We start from the raw sequence: 22914 nt of genomic DNA on the forward strand, positions 1-22914 counted from the left end.
CGATGGCACAACTGTGTCAATGGGGTGGAACAAACTTGGCACAGCGATGTCTGTTTTACATAAAAGCAAGGAATACTAAATACTCTCCCGTGCAATGAATTGTAAACTCATCGGAAGTCGCTTCATTGAGCGTGCCTTGCCACCAATTGGTGAAATCGCTTAGCGGATAAACCAATCCTTCTCCCTGCAATCCTTTCGCTCCGAAATTGATAATGGAAATCTGCTGTCCGGGATGAGCAGCAAAGGTTTGTGTATCTTTTGCAGGAACAAATACTCCATAATCAGTAATGGTCCGTACTTCCATGCCGCTTTTCATATAATCCAGCAGTAGGCTGATATTTCCCAATGTATGGTCTTCCCGTTTGCCGGTCGCTCCGACAATGGCAATTCTCCGGAATCCTCTCTTTTGCAGATACCGGACGGCTTTAGTCTGGTCGTTCGTTTCCTGATCGGGTATCTGATGTATAATAGGGGAGAAGCGTTTGTGGTATTCTGTTGAAAGAGAGTCGCCGTCGCCGACAATCACATCCGGAGTATGTCCGCGGGAAATGTACTCATTGGCTGCACCGTCACAGCAAGCAACAAAACTTGCTTCTTCCAGCATTGTCAGAGGAACGGGGCAAGTTGGGTATTCACCGTTGGCCAGTATCACTGCCTCGGGAGTATAGTGTTCGTTTATCATTGTATGTTCATTAGTTTTTTCCACTTGAAGTAGCCAAAGATAGCTATAATGGAGTAAAGTCCGTACAAAGCTGAGGTGAAATAGAGGTCTTTATAGATATAAAGTCCGCAGCAGACGATATCGACGATAATCCAGGCAAACCATTGTTCAATGTATTTGCGTGCCAGCATCCACATTCCGACAATACTCAAGGCAGTGGTAAAGCTATCCAGCCACGGAACGTTACTGTCGGTATATTCGATAAGTATCCATGCAATGCCGATAAAGGCGACAATGAATACAACTGCCAGTGGAAGGTAACATTTCCACGGAGTGTGCACGATAGGGAGGTCTTTGGAGCGACCGGCGGTTGGCTGGTCTGCCGGCCGGCACTTCTTTTTCCGGTGTCCCCACATCCAGAAAAACCAACCGTAGACAGCGGCTATCAGATAATAGATATTGATGCCAAAGTCGGCATACAGTCCCGCCTTGTAATATACAAAGATGTAAATGGCAGGCATGACGACACCTGCTATCCAAAGATAGATACTAGCCCGGTATTCCAACCAAAGGTAGACTAAACCGACCAGCGTACCGAATATTTCTAAAAAGTCCAGTTCCATAATCTGCTGATGTCATTAAAAGCGGAAAGACACGTGTCCCAAGACGTTTGTTCCGGCTTGTGCGGCATAGCCGGCATAGTTTCCCCGGTTTTCCACTGTATCGGTGTAATCGCTTGAAGCCCAACCATTGTTTTCATACTCCTCGTTAAAGAGGTTGTAAACGGTGAATCCCAATGTGACTTCTTTCAGAATCTTCTTGGGACGGAAGGTGTACGCCAGATTGAGATTGCTGACAAAGTATTTGTCAAGAGTCAGTTCTTCTACTTCCGCATTGGTCATATACTGTTTGCTTACAAACTGCGATTGCAGGGAAGCCTCGAAGCCTTTATAATTGAAAGAAAAACGGTTGTTGAGCAGGAAGTCCGGCGAAAAAGCGATGTGGGTGTCTTTATGCTTTATCAGGACAGTTGGAAGGGAAGTTACTGTTTCATCTGCGTTATAATGATAGCCCGGCAGACTTTCCACAAAATCCTTGATGCGATTCTTGCTCCATGTGGCATTGATGTCCCACTGAAACCATTTGCACGGTTTGATACCGAGCATTAATTCGATTCCCATGCGGTAGCTGTCCGGAATGTTTTCGGTCAGTGCTTCACCAATATCATTTAAAGCACCGGTCAGGACAAGTTGGTCGGTGTAATCCATGTAGTAGAAGTTGGCACCTGCCGTCAGCCATGGGTTGGCAAACGTATATCCCGCTTCGTAATCAAGCAGTTTTTCGGCTTTCGGGTAGGAGTCGGGATCGCCGTCCGTATAATTGTTTCTTGTCGGTTCTTTCTGTGCTACGGAGAAAGAAGCGTACAGGCGGTGATTGGGAGTTATATTCCAGTTTAAGCCGACTTTCGGATTGAAAAAATCGAATTTCTTATCTACGGCTAGCGGGCGCAGGGCGTTTTTATTCCAGTCATATTTATCGTTTACTCCATCGATTGTGTAATCAATATGGCGGTATTGCAGGTCGGCATAAGCGCTTAACGTGCTGGTCAGATCATAGTTGGCTTTCAGATAGATATTCCCGTCGGTTTTCTTTGATTTGTTGCGGTAATATTCATGTTCGGGAGACAGGTTGCCGATATAGTTTTTCACCCATGTCACTTTTCCGAAGTTATTTCCCCGGTATTGGTTGAGGCCACCTCCTAAGGAAGCGGTCAGGCGGTTTCCTGTATAATTAAGGGAGAATACACCTCCCCCGAATTTGTTGTCCATTTTCTTTTGTCGGACAAGGTCGCTTTCGTTAGTTTCCGTTCCGTCCGGGTTGAATGGTTTTAACCCGTATTCCACCAGGCTGCTTCCGGGTTTATATTCTTCATAATACCCGTCGCCTTTGGTATAGTGTAAGGCTACGTTCAGATTCCATGCGGTAGAAAAACTATGGTTAAGAAGTAGTTGGTAGTTCTTTTGCAGGTAGTTGTCCGTTTGGTCCGTATAATAATGTTTGTTGCCGTCAGCGTCGGTATACATTTCCCCGCAAGGATTATATCGTCTTCCGAATTTCTCCATTTCCTCCTTCGTTGCATATCCCCAGGCATGATAAGTCTTTTCTTTTCCGGCAAATGCAATCAGTTTGACGGAAGTGTTCTCTGCGAAATATCCTCCTTGCAGATAGTAAGAGTTGAGGTCTACTGAAGCCCGGTCGATATATCCGTCCGTACCGATGTTGGAAAGACGGGCGTCAAAAGTCCAGTGGTTGTTCAGCAGTCCAGTTCCTACTTTCACCGTTTCCTTGTGCGTATTGAAAGAACCGTAAGAGCCGTTGAACTCGGCATACGGTTTCATTGCCGCACCTTCCGTCTGCATATTGACGCTGGCTCCGAATGCACCTGCCCCATTGGTGGACGTTCCTGCACCGCGTTGCACTTGCATATCCTTTACGGAAGAAGAAAAGTCCGGCATATTTACCCAAAACAAATTATGGCTTTCGGCGTCATTCATCGGTATCCCGTTCACGGTGATGTTGATGCGTGTACCATCGGTTCCGCGTACACGGAGGGTTGTGTAACCGATACCGGCTCCCGCATCCGATGTGGTCAGGGTAGAAGGAGTCATGCTCAACAGGTAAGGAATATCCTGTCCGAAGTTTACTTTTTTAAGTTCTGCTTTTCCTATATTGGTGAATGCCATCGGTGTTTTTGCTGTGGCACGTGTAGATACTACCTGCACTTCTTGCAGGTTAATTACTTTCAAACTGTCGGATTCTGCACTCGTTCGTGCATGGACAGTAATGCCTACGCCCAATAAGGCGACGACACTCCATACTATTTTTTTCATCTTGCTTATTAATTAGTTCTCTACGCCGGCATTACCCGGATCAGATTCTATGGGTATGTTCTCAGCCCGTCATGTTAAGGCACCCCTACCAGTGAATCGGTGACAAAATTTAGATTTGCTTAAAACAATGTAACTTTGTCGTTTGTTGAAATAACCAAACAACAGTTTATTCATTTTAATTCAGATAAATTATGCTACTATTATTTCAAGCAACAGCAACACAGGTTGCGGATTCTACGCAGGTCGTTGCAGATAAATTAATGAAAGAAGCGATTGCTAATGCCGACGGCTTAGATAAACTATCGCTCATCACCCAACAACTGCTGGATTTTGCCATTCGTGCCGGAGAGCGTATCTTGATTGCGGTCATCGTCTTTATTGTAGGACGTTTCCTTATTTCAATGCTCAACCGCTTTGTCGGACGTCTCATGGATAGAAGAAAAGTGGATATCAGTATCAAGACTTTCGTCAAAAGTCTGGTAAATATTCTGCTGACCATTCTGTTGATTATTTCCGTTGTCGGTGCTTTGGGAGTTGAAACGACATCATTTGCAGCTTTGTTGGCTTCGGCCGGTGTCGCTGTCGGTATGGCTTTGTCCGGCAATTTGCAGAACTTTGCAGGAGGACTGATCGTGCTTTTATTCAAACCTTATAAAGTAGGCGACTGGATTGAAAGCCAGGGAGTTTCCGGAACGGTAAAAGAAATCCAGATCTTCCATACCATTTTGACTACGGGAGATAACAAAGTGATTTATATACCGAACGGTGCAATGAGCAGCGGAGTAGTGACGAACTATAATACGCAGACTACCCGTCGTGTGGAATGGATTGTAGGAGTTGACTATGGTGAAGATTACGATAAAGTGCAGCAGATCGTGACTGATATTTTGGCTGCGGACAAACGTATCCTGAAAGATCCGGCTCCATTTATCGCTCTTCATGCATTGGATGCCAGCAGTGTGAATGTAGTAGCCCGTGTATGGGTGAACAGCGCCGATTATTGGGGAGTTTATTTTGATATCAACAAGGCAATTTATGCCACCTTTAATGAAAAAGGCATTAACTTCCCGTTCCCGCAACTTACGGTACATCAGGGAAATTGATAATTCTACGCTATATGCAAAAACGAGAGAGTTTCACTTCAGTGAGGCTCTCTCGTTTTATAGATGAAAAATTGTCTGGTGTGATTGGAAAAGGAATTTCTTTTATTTTATGCCGAAATCTTCGGCCAGTTCGTATCTGTCTTCTTTCATCCCCAGCACATGGTTGATCTTTCTTCTTTTCTCCAGATCCTTAAAATAGTTTTCCACCACCATATAAAGGTCGAAATTAGTGGTTGACCCTGCGGCCATATCGAGTGATTCCACCATTTTTTCTACTGCTTGGTGAATTTTCTCTGCGTCTATCAGATGCAGTTCGTTGCTGTGTATTAAATATTTTTCCATGACTGCAATGTTTTAATGTTATATTGGTATAACGTTCGGCAGTCATGGAAAGTTCAGTGTTCCGGACTAGACTCTAGCAAGTGCCTGTTCCAAATCGGCAATCAAATCGTCGATATGCTCCGTGCCGATAGACAAACGGACAGTGCCCGGATAAATTTCCTGTTCTGCAAGTTCCTGCGCGTTGAGTTGCGAATGAGTGGTACTTGCCGGATGAATGACCAGTGATTTTACGTCAGCCACATTGGCCAGTAAAGAGAAAATTTCCAGGCTGTCAATAAAGCGATGTGCTTCTTCCTGTCCTCCTTTTATTTCGAAGGTGAAGATAGAACTTGCACCATTCGGGAAATAACGTTGATATAGTGCATGGTCCGGATGATCGGCCAGTGAAGGGTGATTGACCTTCTTTACTTTCGGATGATTGTTCAGGAAGCTTACTACTTTTAATGCGTTTTCTACATGGCGCTCTACACGCAATGACAGCGTTTCGAGTCCCTGCAACAGAATGAAGGCGTTGAATGGGCTGATAGTAGCTCCGGTATCCCGCAGTAGAGTGGCACGGATACGAGTTGCATAGGCAGCCGGACCGGCAGCGTCCACAAAGCGTACTCCATGATAACTGGGGTCGGGCTCGGTGAGTTGCGGGAATTTGCCCGAAGCCACCCAGTCGAATTTACCAGAATCTACGATTACTCCTCCTAGTGAGGTACCGTGTCCACCAATAAACTTTGTGGCAGAGTGTACTACAATATCTGCACCGTGTTCGATAGGACGAATTAAGTACGGTGTGCCGAATGTATTATCAATAATCAAAGGAATTTTATGGCGGTGAGCGATTTCGGATACTGCCTCTATATCGATAATGTTGGAGTTAGGGTTGCCTAATGTCTCTATAAATACGGCTTTTGTATTATCCTGAATAGCCTTTTCAAAATTGGAAAGGTCGCTCGGATCAACAAAAGTTGTTGTAATTCCATAACTGGGCAAGGTATGTGCCAGCAGGTTGTAACTTCCTCCGTAGATCGTCTTGGCTGCTACAATATGATCGCCCGCACGGGTAATGTTTTCGAAAGCATAAGTGATGGCGGCAGCACCGGAAGCAACTGCTAACCCTGCTACTCCTCCCTCAAGGGCAGCTACGCGTTCTTCGAAAACGCCTTGTGTAGAGTTTGTCAGGCGTCCGTAGATATTTCCCGGATCTTGCAGGCCGAAACGTGCGGCTGCATGAGCGGAGTTATGGAATACATAGGAAGTTGTCTGATAGATAGGTACTGCACGGGCGTCTGTTGCCGGGTCTGCCTGTTCCTGTCCTACATGAATCTGTAATGTCTCGAAGTGTAAGTTCTTTCTTTCCATAATCGTATGTTTTTAAAGTTTAATATTTTGTCTTTATTTTCTTGCAAAGTTAGACGGCGTAGGAATATCGAACAATATATAGCTAAAATATAGAAAATAATACTATTTTTGTACCGTTATATAGAATAAGGATACTGTCTTGTTCTCGATATTCACCCTTTAGAAGAATATTTTTCTATGGATACTTTTGATAAATTGGATAAAGTGGATTTGCAGATACTCCGTACTCTGCAAGAGAATGCCCGATTGACGACAAAAGAGTTGGCTGCACGGGTGAGTCTTTCATCAACTCCTGTCTTTGAACGGCTCAAACGGCTCGAAAGCGGCGGATATATAAAGAAATATATTGCTGTGCTGGATGCTGAAAAGTTGAATCAGGGATTCGTCGTGTTTTGCAGTGTGAAGCTCAGACGGCTGAACAGGGATATTGCAGCAGAGTTTACGCGAATCATACAAGATATTCCTGAAGTAACCGAATGCTATAATATATCGGGAAGTTATGATTATCTGCTCAAGATTCATGCTCCGAATATGAAGTATTATCAAGAGTTTATTCTAAATGTACTGGGCACTATCGATAGTCTGGGGTCATTGGAAAGTACTTTTGTCATGGCTGAGGTGAAACACCGGTATGGGATACATATTTAGTGCTCTAAATATGTTATGTAGCATACTTAACTTCTTTTTGCACATTCATAGCTCCATTTTATAGCAACATCCCTAATTTTATCCAAAAGCTGGAATGGTATTTCAAATATGGAAAACAGATTGCCAAATATGGAAAATACAGAGCAAAGTCTGGAAAAAACAGACGATAATTATAAAGTGCCCAATCTGGAAAAAGGCATTGCGGTGATTGAATATCTTTCTTCGAGATCGGAAGGAGAAACATTGCAGGCAATCAAGGTGGCACTTGATATATCACAGACTACCGCCTACCGTATCTTGAATACATTGGTACGTTTGGATTATCTTTCTTTCGATGAAGATACGAAGCGGTATAAATTAACCCGGAAATTGTTAACTCTGGGATTCCGTTCGTTGAATGAACATAATCTGCTGGAAACAGTCTTGCCACATTTACGTGATTTGAGAGACAGGGTGAAGGAAACGGCCTGTTTTGGCGTATTGGGCGATGAAAAAGGCATTTTTATCGAACAAGCTAGAGGAGATCACGCTTTTTGCTTTGTCCTGTCACCCGGTAAACCTTTTGAACTGCATTGTTCTGCGCCGGGAAAAGCAATTATGGCCTATCTGCCGGTCACTGTCCGGAACCGTTATCTTTCTTATATGACTTTCCCTCGTTACAATTCCCGTACTATCACTTCGCGCGAGGTTTATCTGGAAGAATTGGAGAAGGTTTATCAACAGGGATACGCTTTGGACAATGAGGAAGAATTGAGCGGGGTGATTTGTGTAGGCGCACCTGTCTTGAATTATACAGGATATCCTTGTGGCTCTATCTGGATTTCGGGACCGAAAGACCGTTTGACGGAGGAACAGTTGCGAAGTACGGTGCAGATTATCAAAGAGATAGCCGGACAAATCTCAGCAGAACTAGGATATAGAAGAGTATAACAAAAGATCATGCTATAAAAATACGAAACATTATGATAAGGAACTTTTTGCTAATTTGCTTGCTCGGTTGCGGCATATCTTTGGCAACAGCCGGAAACCCTCCTTTCTTTACTACAGGTACTGCTGTTAACGAGAAAGGAGAATTATTGATGACCCAGAAAGGAACCAGACAGTTGGATGTATTTGCTGCCGACGGGAAAACTTTGCTCCGTTCGTACCCGTTTAAGGAAACTCCCACAGGAGTTTTACTTGATGGTGATAAAGCGTATGTGACTACTTTCGAGAAAACCGGGCGGTTGGAGGTCTTGTCGTTGAAGTCGGGACAGATAGAAGCAGCTATTCCTACCGGTTCGGGAGCTTGCTATCCGATATTCTCGGCGGACAAGAAGCATATCTATGTATGTAATCAATTTGCAGGTACAGTAAGTGAGATAGATCCGGCAACGTGTAAAGTTGTCAGAAGCGTGAAAGTCTTACGCGAACCAAGGTCCGCTATATTCAGTAAGGACGGACGATATCTATTTGTGGCTAACTTTCTGCCGGCACAAAGGGCGGACTTGAACATAGTGGCGGCTTGTGTATCTGTAATTGAAGTGAAAAGTTTCACTAAAGTAAAGGATATCCAACTGGCAAACGGCAGTAATGCTTTGCGGGATATGTGTATTACTCCCGACGGTAAGTATATTTATGTATCTCATAATTTAGGGCGTTTTATGGTACCTACCTCTCAATTACAGCAGGGGTGGATGAATACAAGTGCTTTCAGTATCATCAACGTAGAAAAGCAGGAATTTGAAGGAGCCGTATTGGTGGACGAACCCGACCGGGGCGCTGCCGGTGTGTGGGGGATTGCCTGTGATGAGAAGCACATCTACGTAGCCCATAGCGGGACACATGAAATAAGCGTAATCGACCATTCCCGAATGTTGGATAAGTTTCGGAATTATGCGGATAAAGGTCGTTTGGACTATGACCTGACTTTTCTTTACGGACTCCGCAAAAGGATTCCTTTGCAGGGCAACGGACCACGTCATCTTCTTCTCTCGAATAATAAACTGATTATTCCTACCTATTTCGCCGATGTATTAAATATGGTAGATCTGAATACGTTCTCGGTAGCTGCCGTTAATATGAATGTGGGGCGTACCGAGACGAAAGAACAAAAAGGAGAGAAGTACTTTAATGATGCGGGACATTGTTATCAGGGGTGGCAAAGTTGTAACGGATGTCATCCCGGAGACGGCCGTACGGACGGTATGAACTGGGATTTGATGAACGATGGAGTAGGGAATCCTAAAAACTGCAAGAGCCTGCTTTATAGCCACGTGACGCCTCCCAATATGATTTCGGGTATTCGTGCCAAAGCTGAAGTAGCTGTACGTGCAGGATTCCGGTATATTCAGTTCTATGAGCCGGAAGAAGAAATGGCCGAATGTGTGGACGCGTATATGAAGTCTTTACGCCCGGTTCCGAGCCCGTATTTAGTAGATGGAGAATTGTCGGAAAAAGCGAAGGCGGGAAGAAAAGTCTTTGATAAGTTGAAATGTGGCGATTGTCATAACGGTCCTTTCTATACGGATCTGAAAATGCATCGGATTGGTGAAGATGTCGAGTTTGAGAAAGGATGGGATACACCTACACTGGTAGAATGTTGGCGTACGGCTCCTTATTTGTTTGACGGACGTGCTGCCACTATGCAAGAAGTGTTCGAAGTTCACAAGCACGGAATTGACAAGAAAGTATCCAAGAAAGAAATAGAGGAATTAACTGAATATGTAAATTCTCTTTAAGAAGAAAGTGTATGAACTATTGTGATAAAATACATTACTCCCTGTTGACTGCTTCCCCGGAAGATTTTCCGTCGATGATAGACAGTTTATTGTCCCGGTTGCCCGAAGAAGAACGTATACTACGTTTGGTCTTGTTCGGTACGCCGGTTTTAAAAGATGAATATGTCACTCAACGTCAGCTATTCAAAGCGAAAGCGCGCCATTTCTTTGGAGACAGCGAACCGGCTCTTAGTTATGTTCTGCAACCCGTACCGGATGCTCCTTTAGTCATGGAAGTACATAGCTATCGTCCTGAAAGCGATGAACGGATTTTGTATCGGCATTATGATAATATTCCTTACGTATTGTTGGAAAATGAGTCGGGACGTTTCATGTTTGCCGGAGGATTTCAGGGCGATGACCCTTGTGCAGATATGGAACAGCGGTCGGTAGAGGCCTTCCGCCAGTTGAAGGGAGTTTTGGAGAAAGAATCGTTTCCTGTCAACAGCATTATTCGTCAATGGAATTATATAGAACAAATCACCGGATATGACGGAGCCGGCCAACATTATCAGTCGTTCAATAATGTGCGTACAGCGTTTTATGCAGGAAGTGATTGGTCGAACGGCTATCCTGCCGCTACGGGAATCGGGATGAACATGGGAGGTGTGCTGATTGATGTGGATGCGGCAATGTTTCACACTCCTGATGTTTTTGCCACTCCTATTGATAATAAACTGCAAGTTGCTGCCCACGCCTATTCCGAGCAGGTGCTTGAAGAAGCCCGGCAGAAAAAAACAACCCCGAAGTTTGAACGGGCCAAGAGTATGACTTTCCGGGAGCGACGTCTGGTTTATATCTCCGGTACAGCCGCAATCAGAGGAGAAGAAAGTCTGAAGGGAGTCGGTTTGGAACGTCAGTTGCAGATTACTATGGAGAATATCGCTCAATTGATAGATGATGCCCGTTTGGTTATGTTACGTGTTTACCTGAAGAACGAGTCTGATTATGAAGAAGCTCGCAGGGGACTTGAAAGTTATGGACTGAATATTCCTGTTTCCTATTTGCGGGCCGGTGTATGCAGGGAAGAACTATTGATTGAAATAGAGGGAATAGCGATAGATTAAATACGGAAATAATATTAATAATAACAGATAAAGCTATGACTAATTTGAAAAAGTACACAAATGCCGATTTCTACAAGAACGGTGTATTTCAGCAAGAGATTGCCATAGAGGCAATGAAAGAAATGTTTGTCCACTATAACATTCCCTTTACCGGATTTATGGCCGAGAATATGTGGGTAACGGATTTTGGTCTGGGAGACTTTGAAAATGTGGGTATGGGAGGTATCTTTTGGGTGAATGACCCGAAATATGGTTACTTTGCTCATGCCATTTATTTGCTTCCGGGACAGATGATTCCTGAACACGCTCATGTGAAAACAGACTTTCCGGCCAAACATGAGTCATGGATGGTGGAGAAAGGTTGGGTTTATAATTTCTCGGAAGTAGGAGAAACGACTCCGAATGCTCCGGCGATTCCCGCCACGCATGGGCCTGTCAAAAGCAAGAATTGCGTGATACAGAAAGTAGGCGATATTTTGCGATTGAAAGAAATGGAGACTTTTCACTTTATGATGGCAGGTCCGGAAGGTGCCGTTGTTTGTGAATGGGCAAACTATCACGATAATGCCGGACTGCGTTTCACTCACCCTACTGCTACGTTATGAAAAACTGGTACCGCATATTAATATTGTTTTTAGTATCTTCTTCTTTGCTGACTTTTACAGCCGCAGCTCAACAGAAGAATACTGATACTGAGCGCGCGCTCGTCTTGAAACTGGCTGCCTACTTGAAGGATTCTTCTTACATAAAGAATACGATTCGACAAATAGAGACTGAAAAGAAAGTCGAAACCCAAATCACCGGATATCAAAAACTTCATAAGCAAGTGCAACGTATGCTTCTGTTGCAAAGCGAATTGAAGTGGCTGAATATGGAAGCGATTCGTCTGGCTTATGAGGACATGAAGCGGATCGAAGGCTTCGATGCAGTAAAGTACCTGCCTATTTTGACCGAACTGGAACAGCAAGTAAAGCAGGGATTCGGCAATATATATAGCGGTGATGAGGCTGTTTTGGCAAATGCGGAAAAGGCCGTAGCCAATAAGCGTGCTATTTTACTGGCCAACCCATTGTTGAACGGCGATAAGATATTGACCGTTCGTTATCAACTGGGAAACAGGGATCGTCGGGCAATGGCTCCCGAACTGGGTACGCAGTCGAACAACTGGAGTAATCAGGAATCAGCCCGCCGGAAAGGTTTTAACGCCGATATTGTTGAGTTAAGTAATTTGCGTGATGAAGTACAAATCCGCACTATTTATAAGCCTGACAATACTTCTTCCATTGCCGATTTGAAACTGCATTGGGATGGAGACCGTGCGATGTTTACCCAGACAATGTCTGACAATCGTTGGAATGTGTTTGAAGTAAAACTGAATAACGGCGATTGTAAGAAATTGATTGATAATCCCGAACCTGATTTGGAATTTTATGACGGGACTTATCTGCCGGATGGACGTATCATAGCCAATTCGAACATCGGTTACCAGGGAGTACCCTGTGTCAATGGGAGCGACCCTGTAGGAAACATGGTACTTTATACGCCGCAGAGTAAAAATCTCCGCCGTCTGACATTTGATCAGGATGCAAACTGGAATCCGGTGATTATGAATAACGGACGTGTGATGTATACTCGTTGGGAATATACTGACCTGACTCACTATTACACCCGTATTGTGATGAACATGAATCCTGACGGGACGGAGCAAAAGGCACTGTATGGAAGTGGTTCAATGTTTCCCAACAGTACATTTGACGTGCAACCTTTACCCGGTTATGCTTCTGCCTTTGTCGGAATCATTTCGGGACATCACGGGGTGGCACGTTCGGGACGTCTTATTCTGTTCGACCCGGCAAAAGCGCGTAAAGGAGCCGCCGGTATGTTGCAGGAGATTCCTCATCGCAACCGTCCCATCGTTGAAGAAGTGAAAGACAGGTTGGTCGACGGGGTATGGCCTCAATTTATCAAGCCTTCTCCACTCAATGATACTTATTTTCTGGTTGCCGCAAAATTGGATAAGAATGATTTGTGGGGTATCTATCTGGTAGATAAGTTTGATAACGTGACTTGTCTGCATAAAATGGAAGGGGAAGGATATATCAGTCCGATAGCCGTGCGCAAAACGGTGACTCCGCCTGCTATACCCGACCGGGTGAAACTGGACGATAAGCAGGCAACGGTCTTTATACAGGATATTTATGAAGGTGAAGGATTGAAGGGGATTCCGCGTGGAACGGTGAAGTCGCTCCGTTTACACGCTTATGAGTATGCTTATGTCCAGACACAATCTGACCATAACTGGCATGGTATCCAGTCGGGTTGGGATATTAAACGTATGTTGGGTACCGTACCGGTGGAGGAAGACGGCTCGGTTATTTTTAAAATTCCTGCCAATACTCCGGTTTCTATCCAACCCTTGGATAAGGATGGAGTGGCTGTACAATGGATGCGTAGCTGGCTGACAGGGCAACCGGGAGAGATTGTCTCTTGTGTGGGATGTCATGAAGATCAGAACCAGATTGTAATCCCGAAACGTGTGATTGCTTCACAGAAAGCACCGCATGCTCTCACTCCCCCGGAAGGAGGAACCCGTTCATTTACTTTTGATCTGGAGGTACAACCTATTTTGGATCGTGCCTGTATCGCTTGCCACAATGGTGAGGGAAAAGCATTCGATCTGCGTGGGGGCAAGAAAGATGGCAAGGGATATGGAACATCCTATCTCAATCTTCATCCTTATGTGCATCGTCAGGGCGGTGAGGGAGATATGGTGGTACTTTATCCTTATGAATATCATCCTAATACCAGTGAGTTGGTCCGTCTTTTGAAAAAAGGACATTATAATGTGCAACTGACGGATGCGGAGTGGAGGAAAATTTATAACTGGATTGACTATAATGCTCCCGACAAAGGATATTTCAATGCTAATGTTCTGAAATCGTTCCCGTATCAGGGATACGACCAGATAGAACGCCGCAAGCAACTGACCGATAAATATGCGGGCGGTGCCGGAGTGGATTGGAAAAAAGAGATTGCCGATTATGCTGCCCAACTGAAAAACAAAGGTGAGATAAAACCGGTAATGCCCAAGAAGGTGAGTCCTGTGAAGGAGAAAGTCCTGAAGGTAAAAGGGTGGCCGTTTGCTCCGGACAGGGTAAAGGAAATGCTAGCCGATGAGAAAGAGACCGTTAAGGTGTTGGAAATAGCTCCGGGCGTTCAAATGACATTTGTACGTATTCCTGCGGGTGAATTTGTTATGGGCAGTTACCATGGGGAGCCGGACACTTATCCCACTACCAAGGTGAAGATAGATAAAGCGTTCTGGATGGGCGAACTGGAAGTGACTAACCAACAGTATAATACTATATTCCCGCAGCATGACAGCCGTTATGTGGATCAACAGTGGAAAGATCATGTCGTTCCGGGGTATCCGGCTAATAAACCGGAGCAGCCTGTTATCCGCGTAAGCTATAATGACGCAATGGAATATTGTAAGATATTGAGTCAAAAGACCGGACTGAACATTACGCTTCCTACCGAAGCGCAATGGGAATGGGCGTGTCGTGGAGGAAGCGACGAGGATTTCTGGTTTGGTAACTTGAATGCGGATTTCGGTAAGAAAGATAACTTGGCCGATGTGACAACCAACAAGTTTGCAGTGAGTGGAGTCGATCCGCAGCCGATGTCTCCCGAATCGCCCTGGTACAAGTATTATACGTTCCTTCCTAAAGCAGCCAATGTGGATGACGGAAGTTTGGTGCAGGTAGGAGGAAAGAAGTATGAGGCAAATCCGTTCGGATTATACTGTATGCATGGCAATGTTGCCGAATGGACGCGTTCGGATTATGTCCCTTATCCGTATAAAGAGAATCCGAAAAAGGTTTCCGAATATAAAGTGGTTCGTGGCGGTTCGTATATTGAACGGCCGAAATATTCCACAGCATACTCACGTAAGGGATTCTATCCTTATCAATGTGTGTTTAATGTCGGTTTCCGTGTCATTATCGAAGATTAATCGAATATACTAATGAAAGCTACTCTGAAAAGACTGATTTCCTCTTCAACAACGACTATTGTGTTGTTGCTTGTATATGGCGCAGGTTTGGCGATTGCTACTTTTATTGAGAAGTATCAGGGGAGTGAAGTAGCCCGATCGGTGGTGTACTGTTCTCCTTTGTTTTTCCTTCTTCAATTTTTGATAGTACTCAATTGGTTGGCTATCGTTATCAGGCAACGTTCGCTGAAAATGCGCAAATGGGGAATGTTAGTTACTCACGGGGCTTTCATTCTAATTCTGCTGGGAGCATTGGTATCTCATCTTTATGGTGAGGAAGGTATTCTTCATTTGCGTGAGGGAGAGACGAGCAATCGCTTCGCTGTCCGTCACGCCGGTGAAGTGACTTACCATACGCTGCCTTTTAGTGTGGAACTGATAAATTTTACATTAACCCGTTATCCCGGTTCGTCCAGCCCGTCTGCGTATGAAAGTGAGTTGCTGGTACATCTGGATGGAGAAGTCATTTCGGAACGGGTTTATATGAATAATGTGCTGGATGTGAAAGGTTATCGTTTCTTTCAGGCTTCTTATGATCAGGATGAACAGGGTACGGTGCTTTCTGTCAACCGTGATGTGGCTGGACGTACCATCACTTACACCGGATATGCTGTTCTGTTGCTCGGTCTGGTATTGTGTTTTGTAGACAGGCGTTCACGCTTTATGTTACTCAGCCGGCGGTTGAAGGAGTTGCGTTGTTCGTTCTTCCTTATGTTGCTGACGCTCTCTTCTTTGACGGTTCATGCCGGTGAGACCTCGGTACAAGCGAGGGAGGCAGTGCTGAAAGACGTCATTGATAGCGGGCATGCTGCCCGTTTTGGTGCATTGCCTCTTCAGTCGGGAAGAGGGCGTGTACTTCCTGTCAATACCTTCTCGTCTGAAGTATTGAGGAAACTGCATAAGTCTGATTCCTTTTATTCTTTAAATTCCGACCAGTTTCTTCTTAGTGTTTTGACAATGCCGGAACGTTGGACGTATATTCCATTTATTGCTGTTCCCGGCAAGGAATTGAGTGACTTTTATCAGTTGCCGTCCGGACAATGCGCCTATATGGATGTATTTGATGCGGACGGGAATTATAAATTGCAGAAGAAGTTGGAAGAAGCATACGGTAAGATGCCTGCTGCGCGGACTCGTTTTGATAAAGACCTGATTAAGTTTGACGAGCAGATTAACATCTTTCATCAGTTGCTTAATTGGCAGCTGTTGAATCTCTTTCCGAAAGAAGACGACCCGCAACATACGTGGTATGCTCCGGGGGATGATTTGTCGGCTTTTTCGGGAAAAGACTCGATGTTTGTCTCCCGGGTGTTGGCTTGGTATGTGGAAGAAGTACAGACTTCCTTGCAGAGTGGCGACTGGACAAAGCCTGATGAAATAGTAGGTATGATTTCCACTTATCAACAGGCAAAGAATAAGATAGCCGGTGTCACTTCCGGGAAAATGGAGGCGGAGATAAAATATAACCGTTTGGATGTGTTCAGCCAGTGCAAGAAAGGATATCTGATTTTTGGCGGGTTATTGCTGGTGTTTGCTTTTGCTTCTTTATTCAAGCGTGCCCGTTGGATGCGTTGGGCAAGTCGGGCACTTGGTGTGGCTGTCCTGGTGGTTTTTCTTTTCCATACGTACGGAATGGGGATGCGCTGGTATATTGCAGGATATGCTCCGTGGAGCAATTCATACGAAACAATGGTCTACGTTGCCTGGGCTACGGTTTTTGCCGGTTGGCTGTTCGTGCGTCGTAGTCTGCTGACTTTCGCTTTGGCTACGTTGTTCGGTGGAGTCATCTTGTTTGTATCGGGACTGAACTGGATGGACCCGCAGATAAATCCGCTTGTTCCTGTTCTCAAGTCGCCGTGGCTGATGTTTCATGTAGCTGTTATTGTAGGTGCATACGGATTCTTCGGTATCAGTTGCCTGCTCGGACTGGTCAATCTGGTGATGATGAGTCTTAAGAAGGCAGTGCTGGCACAGCGGATAAAAGAATTGAGTATTATCAACGAAATGTCTCTTCTGATTGGACTGGCTTTGATGACGATAGGAACATTTCTTGGAGCTATCTGGGCTAATGAGTCGTGGGGACGTTACTGGGGGTGGGACCCGAAAGAGACGTGGGCGCTGGTTACGATGATCGTTTACGCCATTGTCACTCATCTTCATCTGGTGCCGTTCAGAAACAGCCTATGGCTGTTCAACATAGCTTCGGTAGTCGCTTTTTACAGTGTGTTGATGACGTTCTTCGGAGTGAATTATTTCCTGAGTGGTATGCATTCCTATGGACAAAACGACCATGTCGGAGGAATGTTTGTCTATCTTTTGCTGTCGGTACTTTTGGTCGCGCTGATTGGATTTATCTCTTTCGCGAGAAGGCAGAAACAGAATAGCTAATCGAATGTAATGATGTGTAGTATGAAGAATTTTATATTGTTAGTTGCTTTATTCCTTGTTGCACCGTTTGCTCAAGGCAGTTCCCCTCAGCATCTGTTGGTCGGTGGTTCCGGCTGGAATAAGATTGCCATAATCAATAAAGACACAAAAGAAATAGTCTGGGAATATCCTCTGGAAAAAGGCTGGGAATGTAACTCGGTGGCAGCCACGAAAGCGGGAGAAATTCTTTTTTCCTACTCCAAAGGAGCAAAAATGATAACCCGTGACGGGCGGGAACTTTGGAATATCGCCGCACCCGCAGGATGTGAGATGCAGACGGCACGTATATTGCCGGACGGTAATGCATTAGTAGCTTGGTGCGGTCATCCGTCTACCATTCTGGAGGTAAATATGAAAGGAGAGGTCCTTTCTAAAACCGAGTTTGAAACAGGGATCGAACGTCCTCATGCACAATTCCGTCAAATAAACAAGAATAAGAAAGGCAATTATCTTGTGCCTTTATTTGCCACTTCGGAAGTGCGCGAAATTGCCCCTAATGGTCAACTGCTGAATAGTGTAAAGCTCTCCGGTACTCCTTTTTCCTCTGCTTTTCTGGACAACGGAGACTGTCTGGTTGCTTGTGGAGACGCTCATTGTTTCGTGCAACTGAATCTTGAATCGAACCGGATTGTTCGCCGGGTGAATGCCAATGACATAGAAGGTGTACAACTCTTTTTTGTAGCCCAACTCTTTCCTTTGCAGAATGGGGGACTTTATATCTGTAACTGGCAAGGGCACGACCGCGAAGCCGGTAAAGGGAAACACCCCCAGTTGGTCGAGATTGATTCGGAAGGCAAAGTGGTGTGGCAACTGAATGATAAAGTTAAATTCGGCATGATTTCTACTATTTGTCCGATTCGAGAATAGTGTCGGACCGTTTATTTTGTACATTTGCCGGGTGATATAAATCCTATTCTTCTAACGCAATGAAATGGCAACTCTGTAAATAGCTTCGCTTATATGGATGGTGAATAACGGAAAGAACTGTTGTCCCCAACTGTCTGTGGCTTTACATAAGTCGCAGGGTGTTTTGTCAGTCTATATCGGAAACTATATAAAAGAAGTTATAATACAATGAATACGAAAGTATATCCTCGCACCAATGATTTTCAGACTATCTATCTGAATACAGTCATAAAGAATCCTGCCATTATTGTAGGCGATTACACTATATATAATGATTTTATAAATGACCCGCTTGATTTTGAGAAGAACAACGTTCTATATCATTATCCTATTAACAAAGACCGGTTGATAATTGGTAAGTTCTGTTCTGTTGCTTGCGGAACCAAGTTCCTTTTTAACAGTGCGAACCATACCTTGCGTTCTTTATCCAATTATACATTCCCTCTTTTCTTTGGAGAATGGGGCTTAGATAAAGAAGATATCGCTTCGGCTTGGGACAACAAAGGTGATATAGTGATAGGTAATGATGTGTGGATCGGGTATGAAGCAGTTATCATGTCCGGAGTGCATGTTGGGGATGGAGCGGTCATAGCATCACGGGCAGTAGTTACGAAAGATGTGCCTCCTTATACGATAGTAGGAGGAACGCCTGCCAGGGAGATACGGAAACGTTTCGATACCGATACAATCACTCAATTGCAGGAATTGCAATGGTGGAATTGGAGCATGGAAAAGATATCGAGATGCCTGCCTTGTATAATGGACGGGAAGATGGATGAATTATTGGAATTTCGACCATGACTTGATTGAAACATGATATGTTTTTCGTTTCTTCATACGTCCGATAAGCTGATTAGTAATGGTCGGCTCTGCCTCTCTGGTATCGGGTAAAACATTGATAAATAACCTAATTTGAATCAAACATTTTTCCATATCGGTTCGTTTAATAAAAAACGAACTTAATATGTGTCAGGTATGAAATCTTTTATTTTAATGGTGATAGCCATGGTGTGTGCGGTTTCTTTGGAAGCACAGAGTAAGTCTTTTTATGACTTCACTGTGAGAACAATTGACGGTAAGGAATTTCCTCTTTCATCTTTGAAAGGGAAGAAAGTGCTGGTAGTGAATGTAGCTTCCAAATGCGGACTGACTCCACAATATGCCAAGTTGCAGGAATTGTATGAGAAGTATAAGGATAAGAACTTTGTTATTATCGGCTTCCCTGCTAATAATTTTATGGGGCAGGAACCGGGAAGTAATGAGGAAATTGCCAAGTTCTGTTCATTGAACTATGATGTCACTTTTCCGATGATGTCCAAGATTTCTGTTAAGGGCAAAGATATGGCACCGCTTTATCAATGGCTGACAGAAAAGAAACAGAATGGGAAAGAGGATGCCCCGGTCCAGTGGAACTTTCAAAAGTTTATGATTGACGAGAACGGAAACTGGATTGGGTTCGTTACCCCCAAAGAGAGTCCGTTCTCCGAGAAAATCCTTACTTGGATAGAGAAGAAATAAGGGATACTTTCTTCAACTCCTCTTCAAAGTTGGGAGTGAAAATGCCTTTGCCTAAGTTTTCTTTTATTTCTTTGACCGTCCAAAACCGTCCTCCGTCCAGTTCGTCGCTGGGGTGGATCTCACCGTCGTAAACTGTTTTATGAACAAATACGAGCTCTTTTTCACGTTCGGACTCGAACACATAATGAGTCAGAAGTTCAGGAGTAAAGTCCGTGATGCCTAACTCCTCACGGACTTCCCGCTTCAGAGCTATTTCTACACTTTCTCCTAAATCAATATGTCCGCCTACGGCTGTATCCCATTTCCCGGGCTGGATGTCTTTCCATTCGGGACGTTTTTGTAGATACAACTCTCCTTTGGTATTGAAGATGTGCAGGTGGACAACCGGATGAAGCAATCTGCTGCCACTATGACATTCTCCACGAGTGGCGGCTCCGGTGATATTTCCCTGTTCATTGACAACGGGAAACATTTCTTGGTTATTATCACTTGGCATAATAGTCGCTATTATTTTCTTATCAGCAAGATTATATCGTAACTTACAATAGATATTTTTACGGTATTAATAAGGAAGAATCTCCATAACTCAGGAATCTGAAATCGTGGCTCAGGGCATAATCGTAAATCGTGCGCCAGTTCCCTTTCACGAAAGCGGAAACCAATAGAAGCAAGGTACTTTGCGGCTGGTGGAAATTAGTAACCATTGCTTTCACTATTTTATACTGATAACCGGGAGCTATGATGATCTGCGTACTGGTATGAAGTGCTTCAAGCCCGTTTCTGTCGAGATACCCCAATATCTTTTGTAGGGCAACAACCGGAGGAATCTGGTCGTACTTTTCGTATGGCTGCCATTGTCTGACGTGCAGTTCCTGTTCCGTAGCGTCCGGATGATCGGCCAATGTGACCCCTATATGATACAAGCTTTCGAGCGTGCGCACGGAAGTGGTGCCTACGGCAATGGCGCAACCGTCATGGTCGATCAATTTCTTGATTGTATTCCGGTTGACGGATATATATTCCGTGTGCATCTCGTGTCCTTCAATTTCCTCGCTTTTCACCGGCTTAAAAGTTCCTGCCCCTACGTGCAATGTCAGTTCCTCAAGGTCTATGCCTTTTTCCTGCAATGCTTCCAGTACTCGCGGGGTGAAATGCAATCCGGCAGTAGGTGCGGCTACCGAACCTTTTATTTTGGAGTAAACAGTCTGATATGTTTCCTTGTCGCTTTCCTCCGTATTCCGGTTCAGATAGGGTGGGATAGGAAGCTCTCCGAACACTTCGAGGATATCGGCGAAAGTTACTTCGGGGTTATTCCATGCGAAGTCTACCCAATGGCTGGTACCTTTGCATTCTCCTCTCGTTGCTGTCAGAGTAATAGGAAAGCCTTTGACGGTCATTTCCCGTTTCAGTGTCCCGTCCTTCCATTTCTTCAGATTGCCGATCATGCAGAGCCATGCGGCGTGTTCCGTTTGCTGGAAGTTCAGTACATAATCATTGGGCTGAATCGGTTCGAGACAGAATACCTCAATCAGTGCACCTGTTTCTTTGCGGAAGTGAAGGCGCGCCTGGATGACTTTTGTATTGTTGAATATCATTAGGCTTCCTTTCGGCAGATATTCCGGTAAGGAAGTGAAAGTATCTTCGGTCACTTCACCGTGGCGATACACCAATAGTTTCGACTGGTCGCGAACGGGTAGCGGGAATTTGGCAATACGTTCATCCGGCAATGGATAGTTGTATTCGCTAATATGGATATGTTTCGGATTCTCTTTCATTGTTGCTTGGTATAATAAGTTCTATTTGTTGCTTGTCCCATATTTTTTAGCTTTCATCCTGGAATAAAAAGAAAGAGGTTAGATTTTACTCTAACCTCTTGAAGATCAATTCGTCGGGATGACAAGATTCGAACTTGCGACCACACGCCCCCCAGACGCGTACTCTACCGGGCTGAGCTACATCCCGAATTGCGGATGCAAAAGTAGTGCTGCAAAAGTAGTGCTTTATTTTTAATCTGCAAATAAATCGCTGTAAAAATACAAGTGAACATCTTCTATAATTATCGTATATATCTTGTTATTAATGAAATATGGTTGTATCGAAAACTGCTATTTAGACAATATTCTAAATAATACCAAGTCTGTTTCGGGGGCTGTTTGGTATCCTATTCAGTGCAAAATATATGCAAAAAGTCCCGACTTATAGCAATAAAAAGCGTCTAATCATCCCGAAACCTTAATCAAACCTTAATCGAACCTTAATCAAAAAGCAGGACGAACAAGTGGGATGCAAATAGATTGCAAAGTTAATGTAGGTTAAAGTCTGTCCCAATTTCGCAATGTTTTAAGGAACCTTCCTTGTTGAGTCATTGCAATGATGTAGTTTTAATCATCGGAATTATCTATCTTTGCATTGAGCGAGAGTGAAGCTCTATACTTTAGCCTTATGTAAAGTATAAAATAATTTCGTCGGCCATATAACTTAAAAAGAAAAACAACAACATGGCAAGGACAAAAATCGTGCTTTTCAAAAGCAACATTAGAAGGGACGGAAGCTGCCCCGTCTGTTTAAGGGTGGCAAAAGAGGACAAAACAAAGTACATCGACTTGCAACTGTCGGCAACGAAAGGACAATGGGACGAATTGGCATCCCGATTTAAAAAAGACAAGCGTGTCAATCCTAACTACGAAAATTACAATGCGTTGCTGAACCGTTATGAAGTCCGAAAGGATGAAATCCTACAAAAGTTCATGGAGGAACGGGTAAACTGGACGCTTAACCAGTTCGAGGAGGAGTTTCTTGGTATGTCAAAGCAGGGTAAGGTTTATGACTACTTCATGCGACAGGTGGAAAACCTAAAAGCCACAAGGCATATCGGTAACGCAAAAGTCTATGAGCGTACTTTGCATATGCTGGCAAAGTATGACGACAAGATTGAGGAACGGCTGTTTTCCGAGTTAGATGTAAAGTACATCAATCGGTTTAACCTTGAAATGGAAAAAGACGGCTGTTGTGGAAACACCCGTAAATACTACCTCAAAACATTGAGAGCGGTTATGAACAAGGCGATAAAAGAACGTGAAGCCCCGTCAAACACCTATCCTTTCGGTAAGGGTGGCTTTGAAATCGGTAAGCTGGCAGAGGAAACAGCCAAACGCTACCTTTCACCACATGATTTGGAGCTGATA

At 44.3% G+C, this 22914-nt stretch carries 18 protein-coding genes, 1 tRNA gene, 1 pseudogene and 1 riboswitch; of the genes and pseudogenes, 12 read left to right on the forward strand and 8 right to left on the reverse strand.

What is annotated here, in order from left to right:
• Nucleotides 1-55 precede the first annotated feature (55 nt).
• Genes BHV72_RS08510 through BHV72_RS08520 form a run of 3 tightly spaced genes read right to left on the reverse strand, consistent with a single transcriptional unit; the run spans nucleotide 56 to nucleotide 3552 of the window.
• Nucleotides 56-682 carry a thiamine diphosphokinase gene (locus BHV72_RS08510; RefSeq protein ID WP_005677102.1) on the reverse strand — a complete coding sequence of 209 codons (627 nt, stop codon included), beginning with the start codon at nucleotides 680-682 and terminating at the stop codon, nucleotides 56-58.
• Nucleotides 679-1284 carry a nicotinamide riboside transporter PnuC gene (gene pnuC / locus BHV72_RS08515; protein ID WP_005677103.1) on the reverse strand — a complete coding sequence of 202 codons (606 nt, stop codon included), beginning with the start codon at nucleotides 1282-1284 and terminating at the stop codon, nucleotides 679-681. Before pnuC ends, BHV72_RS08510 begins: the two co-directional genes overlap by 4 nt.
• A 15-nt stretch (nucleotides 1285-1299) precedes the next feature.
• Complete coding sequence (locus BHV72_RS08520; protein WP_005677104.1) at nucleotides 1300-3552, reverse strand: TonB-dependent receptor; 2253 nt, start codon at nucleotides 3550-3552, stop codon at nucleotides 1300-1302.
• Nucleotides 3553-3649, reverse strand: a riboswitch (TPP riboswitch).
• A gap of 94 nt (nucleotides 3650-3743) precedes the next feature.
• Here BHV72_RS08520 and BHV72_RS08525 point away from each other — a divergent pair.
• Nucleotides 3744-4655, forward strand: a complete 912-nt coding sequence (locus tag BHV72_RS08525; protein WP_005677106.1) for a mechanosensitive ion channel family protein — start codon at nucleotides 3744-3746, stop codon at nucleotides 4653-4655.
• Nucleotides 4656-4757: 102 nt separating this feature from the next.
• Here the strand turns inward: BHV72_RS08525 and BHV72_RS08530 are convergent, their stop codons facing one another.
• Both BHV72_RS08530 and BHV72_RS08535 read right to left on the reverse strand, forming a co-directional pair.
• Nucleotides 4758-4997: a hypothetical protein gene (locus tag BHV72_RS08530; protein WP_005677108.1), complete on the reverse strand. Its 240-nt coding sequence runs from the start codon at nucleotides 4995-4997 to the stop codon at nucleotides 4758-4760.
• 66 nt (nucleotides 4998-5063) lie between these two features.
• On the reverse strand, nucleotides 5064-6350 hold the full coding sequence (locus BHV72_RS08535) for an O-acetylhomoserine aminocarboxypropyltransferase/cysteine synthase family protein (protein WP_005679842.1): 1287 nt from the start codon (nucleotides 6348-6350) through the stop codon (nucleotides 5064-5066).
• A 177-nt stretch (nucleotides 6351-6527) separates the two neighbouring features.
• Between BHV72_RS08535 and BHV72_RS08540 the strand changes: the two genes are divergently transcribed.
• From BHV72_RS08540 to BHV72_RS08585, 10 genes and pseudogenes are all read left to right on the forward strand, one after another.
• Entirely contained in the window at nucleotides 6528-6998 is a 471-nt protein-coding gene (locus BHV72_RS08540) for an Lrp/AsnC family transcriptional regulator (RefSeq protein WP_005677110.1), read from the forward strand.
• Nucleotides 6999-7127: 129 nt separating this feature from the next.
• Entirely contained in the window at nucleotides 7128-7928 is an 801-nt protein-coding gene (locus tag BHV72_RS08545; RefSeq protein WP_229095614.1) for an IclR family transcriptional regulator, read from the forward strand.
• Nucleotides 7929-7960: 32 nt separating this feature from the next.
• Nucleotides 7961-9718 carry a YncE family protein gene (locus BHV72_RS08550; RefSeq protein ID WP_005677112.1) on the forward strand — a complete coding sequence of 586 codons (1758 nt, stop codon included), beginning with the start codon at nucleotides 7961-7963 and terminating at the stop codon, nucleotides 9716-9718.
• Nucleotides 9719-9729: 11 nt separating this feature from the next.
• Entirely contained in the window at nucleotides 9730-10824 is a 1095-nt protein-coding gene (locus BHV72_RS08555; RefSeq protein WP_055256615.1) for a chorismate transformation FkbO/Hyg5 family protein, read from the forward strand.
• A 35-nt stretch (nucleotides 10825-10859) separates the two neighbouring features.
• Nucleotides 10860-11429 (forward strand): annotated as a pseudogene (locus tag BHV72_RS08560) (cupin domain-containing protein); the annotation flags it as partial.
• Nucleotides 11426-14839 (forward strand): SUMF1/EgtB/PvdO family nonheme iron enzyme, encoded by a 3414-nt coding sequence (locus BHV72_RS08565; protein WP_122271502.1) that lies wholly within the window; start codon nucleotides 11426-11428, stop codon nucleotides 14837-14839. The pseudogene BHV72_RS08560 and the gene BHV72_RS08565, both read left to right, overlap by 4 nt.
• Before the next feature lie 12 nt (nucleotides 14840-14851).
• Complete coding sequence (locus BHV72_RS08570) at nucleotides 14852-17266, forward strand: cytochrome c biogenesis protein CcsA (RefSeq protein WP_286855582.1); 2415 nt, start codon at nucleotides 14852-14854, stop codon at nucleotides 17264-17266.
• A 21-nt stretch (nucleotides 17267-17287) separates the two neighbouring features.
• The gene (locus BHV72_RS08575; RefSeq protein ID WP_005677119.1) at nucleotides 17288-18172 is read left to right on the forward strand and encodes a beta-propeller domain-containing protein; all 885 of its coding nucleotides are present in this window, start codon (nucleotides 17288-17290) and stop codon (nucleotides 18170-18172) included.
• A gap of 207 nt (nucleotides 18173-18379) precedes the next feature.
• Nucleotides 18380-19012: a CatB-related O-acetyltransferase gene (locus BHV72_RS08580; RefSeq protein WP_022042998.1), complete on the forward strand. Its 633-nt coding sequence runs from the start codon at nucleotides 18380-18382 to the stop codon at nucleotides 19010-19012.
• Between the two features lie 174 nt (nucleotides 19013-19186).
• Complete coding sequence (locus BHV72_RS08585; RefSeq protein WP_122264606.1) at nucleotides 19187-19729, forward strand: glutathione peroxidase; 543 nt, start codon at nucleotides 19187-19189, stop codon at nucleotides 19727-19729.
• Here the strand turns inward: BHV72_RS08585 and BHV72_RS08590 are convergent.
• From BHV72_RS08590 to BHV72_RS08600, 3 genes are all read right to left on the reverse strand, one after another.
• Nucleotides 19707-20225, reverse strand: coding sequence for an NUDIX hydrolase (locus BHV72_RS08590; RefSeq protein ID WP_055172258.1), 519 nt, complete (start codon nucleotides 20223-20225; stop codon nucleotides 19707-19709). The genes BHV72_RS08585 and BHV72_RS08590 overlap by 23 nt on opposite strands.
• A gap of 58 nt (nucleotides 20226-20283) precedes the next feature.
• A complete protein-coding gene (locus BHV72_RS08595) occupies nucleotides 20284-21504 on the reverse strand; it encodes an S-adenosylmethionine:tRNA ribosyltransferase-isomerase (protein WP_055172256.1) in 1221 nt (406 codons plus the stop codon).
• Nucleotides 21505-21617: 113 nt separating this feature from the next.
• A tRNA-Pro gene (locus BHV72_RS08600) sits at nucleotides 21618-21691 on the reverse strand.
• A gap of 536 nt (nucleotides 21692-22227) precedes the next feature.
• Here BHV72_RS08600 and BHV72_RS08605 point away from each other — a divergent pair.
• A partial coding sequence (locus tag BHV72_RS08605) for a phage integrase SAM-like domain and Arm DNA-binding domain-containing protein (protein ID WP_286855583.1) occupies nucleotides 22228-22914 on the forward strand: 687 nt, incomplete at its 3' end.

Origin of the sequence: Bacteroides sp. 43_46 (assembly GCF_001915455.1) — a bacterium.
Classification (GTDB): domain Bacteria; phylum Bacteroidota; class Bacteroidia; order Bacteroidales; family Bacteroidaceae; genus Bacteroides; species Bacteroides caccae.